This is a genomic window from Pirellulales bacterium, from assembly GCA_036490175.1.
Lineage (GTDB): Bacteria > Planctomycetota > Planctomycetia > Pirellulales > JACPPG01 > JACPPG01.
The window spans coordinates 1-6667 of record DASXEJ010000362.1; the positions used below are offsets into that span (position 1 = coordinate 1).

At 61.3% G+C, this 6667-nt stretch carries 6 protein-coding genes; 5 read left to right on the plus strand and 1 reads right to left on the minus strand.

Annotation, left to right across the window (positions count from 1 at the left end):
• Window positions 1-392: 392 nt before the first annotated feature.
• From VGG64_27960 to VGG64_27980, 5 genes are all read left to right on the plus strand, one after another.
• The gene (locus tag VGG64_27960; GenBank protein ID HEY1603472.1) at window positions 393-878 is read left to right on the plus strand and encodes an FHA domain-containing protein; all 486 of its coding nucleotides are present in this window, start codon (window positions 393-395) and stop codon (window positions 876-878) included.
• Window positions 879-1035: 157 nt separating this feature from the next.
• Window positions 1036-2241, plus strand: coding sequence for a ribosome small subunit-dependent GTPase A (rsgA, locus tag VGG64_27965; protein ID HEY1603473.1), 1206 nt, complete (start codon window positions 1036-1038; stop codon window positions 2239-2241).
• A gap of 37 nt (window positions 2242-2278) precedes the next feature.
• Window positions 2279-3673 carry a GTPase HflX gene (hflX, locus tag VGG64_27970; GenBank protein HEY1603474.1) on the plus strand — a complete coding sequence of 465 codons (1395 nt, stop codon included), beginning with the start codon at window positions 2279-2281 and terminating at the stop codon, window positions 3671-3673.
• A gap of 46 nt (window positions 3674-3719) precedes the next feature.
• A complete protein-coding gene (locus VGG64_27975; GenBank protein ID HEY1603475.1) occupies window positions 3720-4502 on the plus strand; it encodes an SDR family NAD(P)-dependent oxidoreductase in 783 nt (260 codons plus the stop codon).
• Window positions 4503-4691: 189 nt separating this feature from the next.
• Window positions 4692-6194: a Gfo/Idh/MocA family oxidoreductase gene (locus VGG64_27980; GenBank protein ID HEY1603476.1), complete on the plus strand. Its 1503-nt coding sequence runs from the start codon at window positions 4692-4694 to the stop codon at window positions 6192-6194.
• 26 nt (window positions 6195-6220) lie between these two features.
• Here VGG64_27980 and VGG64_27985 read toward each other — a convergent pair.
• The coding region (locus VGG64_27985; GenBank protein HEY1603477.1) for a UDP binding domain-containing protein at window positions 6221-6667 on the minus strand (447 nt) is incomplete at its 5' end.

Sequence of the window (6667 nt, forward strand, 5' to 3'; positions counted from 1 at the left end):
CTGGTCCGACGCGGCCCGAGGTTGGATCGTCCCTCCGTCGGCCGCTGGCGCACCAAAGGGTCGGCGCCGGGGCGAGACACTCGGCAAGCTGGGGTGTCCAAGCCCGAAACGGATCGGGCCAAACAGGTTACGGGCGAAATAATTGACGACAGCAGCTCCCCTACCTAGACTAATGGGCGAGGAGATTGTTCCTGTTTTTTTCGGCTGCGCAAGATCATAAGTCCTTTTGAACGCGTTCTCAAGCGGGATGGGGATTCGGAGACGTGCTGGTACGGTTGGTTTTGGGCCTGAGTTTTAGAAATCGTGTGCCTATTGGCACGGTTACATATACGAGTAACGCTTCTTTCGCGGTGACGGTTCCACGGCAATGCTCGCACTGAGACGCGCAAACTATGTTCGGTGAACTCCTTCCCGTCGGTGGCGGCGATCCTATTCCTCTTCTGAAGAAGAGTTTGCTGGTCGGGCGTCGCGAAAGCTGCGACATCGTGCTCCGGTTTTCCAACGTGTCGGCGCATCATTGCCAACTGACGCTCACCGGCGGCTATTGGTATGTGAAAGATCTGAAGAGTCGCAATGGTGTGAAGGTGAACGGCTCGCGCGTGGAAGAGAAGCGCCTCGATCCGGGCGATTCGTTGGCGATCGCACGGCACACCTATGACGTCCAATATTCGCCGGTCGATCTGGGGGCGGTCGGTCCGCCGCCTGCCGAGGATTTGCCGGCAGATTTCATGCAGCAATCGTTGATGGAGCGGGCCGGACTCGCCGGGCGAGGGAAGCAACCTCTCTTCAAGGCCGACAAATCGGGAGCCGTGCCCGAACGTTACGATTTGTTGAACGACAATCCGGGACAAATTCGCGACCCCAACAAGCCGGTTTGAATGCACGCACTCGAGGTGAGCAGAACCTGGATTTGGGACCATGCAGCGGCCCTCTCGTTTGCCGGCCTGCTGAAGAATAATTTCCCGTCTCGCCGCTTGCCTGAGCTCTGCCCTGGCGCTCGCTGCCGCGCGATTTGCTTTGCCCGAGCGGCGCCTCATGCCAGCGTCTCATTCGGGCACACACTTGTCTCTGGCCCCCCCCGCGAAAGCCGAGCGTACGAATCTCTTGGCGAAACCTAAGAAGAAAATCCGCGCCGATTTCCGCAAGAATCGCTCCGAGCGGGCACGCTCGGACACTTGGACGCAGCGTTTTTCCGTACCCGACCCGCAAGACGAAGACGAAGGCAAGCGTGACGAGCGGATCAGTGGAAAGGGAGACCTTGCGCGTCGGCGAACCGTAATCGGCGACCTGACCGACTGCGGCGAAAGCGGTCTTGGCGTGCGGCTGGACGTCGACGAGACCGTCTGCCGGCTGGGCCGGGTGCTCAGCGTTCACGGACTGTCGAGCACGGTCGCGGCTGACGACGGCACGCTGCACCGCTGCACGACGCGACGCCTGCTCAAGACGCTCAGTACCGATCAGCGACACGTCGTGGCGGCCGGCGATTGCGTTTGGTTCCGGCCGGGTGGCGCCGGCGAAGGAGTGATCGAGCGCGTCGAGCCGCGGCGAGGAGTGCTGGCACGCGACAGCCGCGGCCGGCGTCACATTCTGGTGACGAACGTCGACCAGGTTTTGATCGTCGCCAGCGCCGCCGAACCGACGCTGAAGCCGAATTTGATCGATCGCTTTCTGGTCACTGCCCATCAAGCCGGCCTACGGCCGCTCATCACGATCAATAAAGTCGACCTGATCGATTTGGCGAACCTGATGCCGTTTGTCGGCGTCTACAGTCAGTTGGGCTACAGCGTGCTGCTGGTTTCGGCTCAGACTGGCTTGGGAATCGATCGCTTGCGGCGCGAGCTGGCCGGCAAGGCCAGCGTCGTGGCGGGGCAAAGCGGTGTCGGAAAATCGTCCTTGCTTAACGCGGTCGATCCGTCACTCCAGCTCGCCGTGCGCTCGGTAAGCGCCAACAATCAAAAGGGAAGGCACACGACGACCACGGCCCAACTTTGGCCGTTGGCCAGCGGCGGATACGTCGTCGATACGCCCGGCATCCGCCAGTTCCAACTGTGGGACATCATTCCGGCGGAAGTGGCGGGCTACTTTCGCGATCTCCGTCCGTTTGTCCATCGCTGCCGGTATCCAAATTGCACGCATACTCACGAGTCGGACTGCGCGGTAAAGAATGCCGTGGCCGACGGCCGGCTCGACGCTCGCCGTTACGAAAGTTATTGCAACCTGTTTTTGGGGGACGCAGCATGAGCGAAGCCCGCGGAGGAATTGACTCACCGTGACCGAAATGAATCGCACTCAGAGCGTTATCCAGGAATCCGCGGTGTTGGTCGGTGTGCTTCTGCCCGAGCGGCCATTGCAGGACGATCCGTTGTCGGAACTGGCCGGGTTGGCCGAAACCGCCGGGGCACAGGTGGTTGGCCGGGTGACCCAACGGCGCGAAAGCCCGGACGTCACAACGTATCTCGGCAAGGGCAAAGTCGACGAGCTGAAAACTTTGGTCCAGGCAACCGATGCCGACGTGATTCTGTTCGACAATGACTTGAGCCCGGCCCAGACGCGCAACCTGGAGCAAGCGGCCGGCACCAAAGTGCTCGATCGCAGCGAGTTGATTCTGGACATCTTTGCCAGCCGCGCACGCACGGTCGAAGCCCGACTGGCCGTCGAATTGGCGCAGTTGCAATATTCGCTTCCCCGGCTGAAGCGGATGTGGACCCACTTGTCGCGATTGAAGATGGGCATCGGCATGCGCGGGCCGGGCGAAAAGCAGTTGGAAGTCGACCGCCGGCTGGTCGAAAAGCGGATTAGCGAACTGCGCCGCGAACTGAAAACCATCGAATGCCGCAAAGAGCGCGCTGTGGCCGCGCGCAGCGAGCGGATGACCGTTTCGCTCGTCGGCTATACCAACGCCGGCAAAAGCACGCTCATGAATGCCTTGACCGGAGCGGGCGTGTTGGCGGAAAACAAGCTATTCGCCACGCTCGACACGCGGACACGCCGCTGGCAACTGCCGGGTTGGGGGCCCGTGTTGCTGAGCGACACGGTCGGTTTCATCCGCGATTTGCCCCATAATCTGATCGCCAGCTTCAAAGCCACGCTCGAAGAGTCGCGCCAGGCCGATTTGCTGCTGCACGTGGCCGACATAAGCAATCCGCAGGCATTGGATCAAATCAGTGCTGTTTACAAAGTGCTCGAAGAGTTGGGCATCGAAGCCAAGGATACGCTGCTGGTGCTCAACAAAGTCGACGCGGCCGACCGCGGGCAATTGGCCCTGGTTCGCACGCGTTATCCGCACGCACTGCCGATCAGCGCCCGGGCTGGCATTGGCTTGGATCAATTGCGGGCCGAGGTCAGTCAAACTCTGAGCCACAACTTCCTCGACATCGACGTGGAGACCGGGGTGGCCAACGGCCGCCTGTTGGCCCGGCTGGCAGCTTACGGCGAAGTCCTTTCCAAGCGTTACTCGGACGACCGAGTGGTGGTCCATTGCCGCGTGCCGCATCGGGCCGTCGCGCACCTGCACGGCACCGACGTGACGATTCGGCCTCACAGCTCGACGCCGACGGCGGTCGGCAACAACGGCTTTCATCAAATGGCCTGGAACTGGCAGGGACTCGACGGTTCGCAGTTCGATGGCCAGAATGACATGCCGGGGCCGACTCCCCCCGCGCCTCGTCAATAAACCACGTGGCGGCTTTCGGACCATCTTCTCGACGAGAATCTGCCGCATGGCGAAGCGCGCTTTGTCCGGCCTGCGAGGCATTCTGACCGGCGCGTCGAGCGGAATCGGGCGAGCTTTGGCGGTCGAACTGGTGCGGCGGAAAGTCCGCCTGGTAATCGTTGCGCGGCGTCGAGAAGAATTAGAGCGACTCGCCAGCGAGTTGGATCCGGCGGGGCTTCACCTGCAGATCGTCGTGGGCGACATCACCGACGAGGCAGTCCGCCAGGCCGCGATCGAAACGGCCTTGCACCATTGGTGGGGCCTGGACCTGGTGATCAACAACGCCGGCATCGGTGCCCGGAGCCGCTTTGTCGAGTCCTCGCCCGAGCGGCTGCGTAAAATCATGGAAGTCAACTTCTTCGCGCCGACCGAGTTGATCCGGTCGGCACTCCCGCAGTTGAAACAAGGCCACACCCCGATCGTGGTGAACGTCGGTTCGATTCTGGGTCACCGCGGCCTGCCGCGACACACCGACTACTGCGCCAGCAAGTTTGCGCTGCGTGGCTTGAGCGAGTCGCTCCGTGCGGAACTAGCTCCGCTGGGAATCGATCTGCTGCTGGTCAGTCCGGGGCGTACGGAAACGCCGTTTTTAGACCACAGCCTGGCGCGGGACAGCGTCGCTTGGGACAACGAGCCGGCCGTGAGCCCGGCCTACGTCGCCCGGCGGATCGCCCGAGCGATCGAATGTGGCCGTCACGAGATTGTGGTCAATTATCGCGGCCAGCTTCTAATATGGCTGAACCGCCTTGCCCCGGGGCTGTTGGATCGCATCCTGGCCCGATACGGCTGAGCATTGGCGTAGCAGGTCGAAAGGGCAACCTTCGCGGAGAGGGGTTGCCAAGAAAGCTTCCAATTCCCGAGTTTTTGCGTTATCCTAACGAGTTAGCCGCAAGCGACACGTCCGCAGCGCACAAGCGCGCGAACATTCCGGCACGCCCCACCGAGCCCGCCTTCGTCCCCCAGTTCAGGAGCCCCGCCCATGACCAAGCAATCGCGCCGAGAATTCTTGGAGCATTCGATGTTATCAGCGGCGGCAGCCGCCGCGGCTGCGGGAAGCTGGAGTGCGTTGACCGGCCGAGCCACGGCCGAGGAAGCGGCCGCATCGCAATCCAGCAGTCCGAACGAAAAACTGGGCGTTGTCATCGTCGGCGTGGGAGGCCGCGGCAACGGCAGCCATTTGACGTTCTTTACGGATGAAAAGAAGAGTCCTGGAACGGAAGTCCTGTGGGTGATCGACCCCGACGAAAAGCGCGGCCAGGAGGCGGTCAAGCGAGCGGCGAAGAGACAAAACCGCGAACCTAAATTCGCAAAAGACATGCGGACGGCGTTCGAAGATTCGGCGGTCGACATCGTATCGATCGCCACGCCCCACCATTGGCATTCGCTGGCCGCGATTTGGGCAATGCAACATGGGAAAGACGTCTACGTCGAGAAACCGGTCAGCCACAATGTGAGCGAAGGGCGGCGGTGCGTCGAGGCCGCACGCAAATTCAACAAAATCTGCCAGACTGGCACCCAGTGCCGCTCGGCCCCCGGTCTGCGCGATGCGATTGCGTTTATCGAGCAGGGCAACCTGGGCGATGTCAAACTCGCGCGCGGTCTGTGCTACAAAGAACGCAAGTCGATCGGCAAACGTGGCCAATACGACGTCCCGGCCGGCATTGATTACAGCCTTTGGCTGGGACCGGCTCAAGACGAACCGCTAACGCGGAGGGACCTGCATTACAACTGGCACTGGCAATGGCCGTACGGCAATGGCGACCTGGGAAACCAGGGCGTTCATCAAATGGACATCGCCCGCTGGGGTCTTGGCAAAGCGGGGATCAGCACTCGTGTCGTGAGCTACGGCGGCCGCGTCGGATATGAAGACGCCGGCGACACGCCGAACACTCAGGTAGTCATGCATGATTACGGCGACAAAACGCTCATTTTTGAAGTGCGCGGGTTGACCACCGCAGCGTATAAGAAGACGCAAGCCCGAGTCGGTGTCATTTTCGAAGGCTCGGACGGCCGCTCGATGGTGATCCCGTCCTATGACATGGGCATCGTCTACGACCAGCACGGCAACGAGGAAAAACGGTTCAGCGGCAGCGAAGACGAAAGCCTCCACTTCCTCAACTTTGTGGATGCGGTCCGGTCGCGCAAGGCGGACGATTTGAACGCCGACATTCTCGAAGGGCATGTATCGAGCGCGCTCTGTCATCTGGGCAACATATCATACGTGCTGGGCCAGCAAGCGACGCTCGACCAGGTAGAGAAAGCGTTGCCCGATATCGGTGGCGGCGCCGCTCTGGAGACGTTCGAGCGAACGAAGATCCATCTCGACGAAAACGACATCGACCCGGCCGTCAAGCTGCAGATGGGCGCCGTGTTGGCCTTCGACCCGGGTCGGGAAGAGTTTCCCAATAACCCGGACGCCAACGCACTGCTGACCCGTCAATACCGGGAGCCGTTCGTCGTGCCCGAGCCCGAAAAGCTGTAATTCGGCGGCAAGCGATGCCGGACCTGTTACGCTTTGTGGATCTTCTCGCGTCCCTGCTTCACGTGCTGCGTGGCGTTGCGCGTATCGATCACGAGCCGTGAAGATCGCACGATAAAGTCGTAATCGTAGGCCGAGTGATCGGTGGCGATCAGCACGCAATCCTGTGCGGCCAGGTATTCGGCCGTGAGGGGTTGACTTTCCATCGGCGGCACATGGTGATGACGCATTCGAGGCAGCCGCGCGACGTGCGGATCGTTGTACGTCACCTTCGCACGGCCGGCCAACAAGAGCTCCATCAATTCGAACGAGGGACTTTCCCGCGGGTCGTCGACGTCTTTCTTGTAGGCCATGCCCAGAATGGCAATCTTGCTGCCGTTGAGTGGCTTGCCGACTTCATTCAACGCCTCGCCCAACCGCTGAATGACGTAGTGCGGCATGCTGGTGTTGATTTCGCCAGCCAGTTCGATGAAGCG

Coding starts and splice junctions, on each gene's coding strand:
- VGG64_27960 (HEY1603472.1), top strand. CDS start 393: ATGTTCGGTGAACTCCTTCCCGTCGGTGGCGGCGATCCTATTCCTCTT.
- rsgA (HEY1603473.1), top strand. CDS start 1,036: ATGCCAGCGTCTCATTCGGGCACACACTTGTCTCTGGCCCCCCCCGCG.
- hflX (HEY1603474.1), top strand. CDS start 2,279: ATGAATCGCACTCAGAGCGTTATCCAGGAATCCGCGGTGTTGGTCGGT.
- VGG64_27975 (HEY1603475.1), top strand. CDS start 3,720: ATGGCGAAGCGCGCTTTGTCCGGCCTGCGAGGCATTCTGACCGGCGCG.
- VGG64_27980 (HEY1603476.1), top strand. CDS start 4,692: ATGACCAAGCAATCGCGCCGAGAATTCTTGGAGCATTCGATGTTATCA.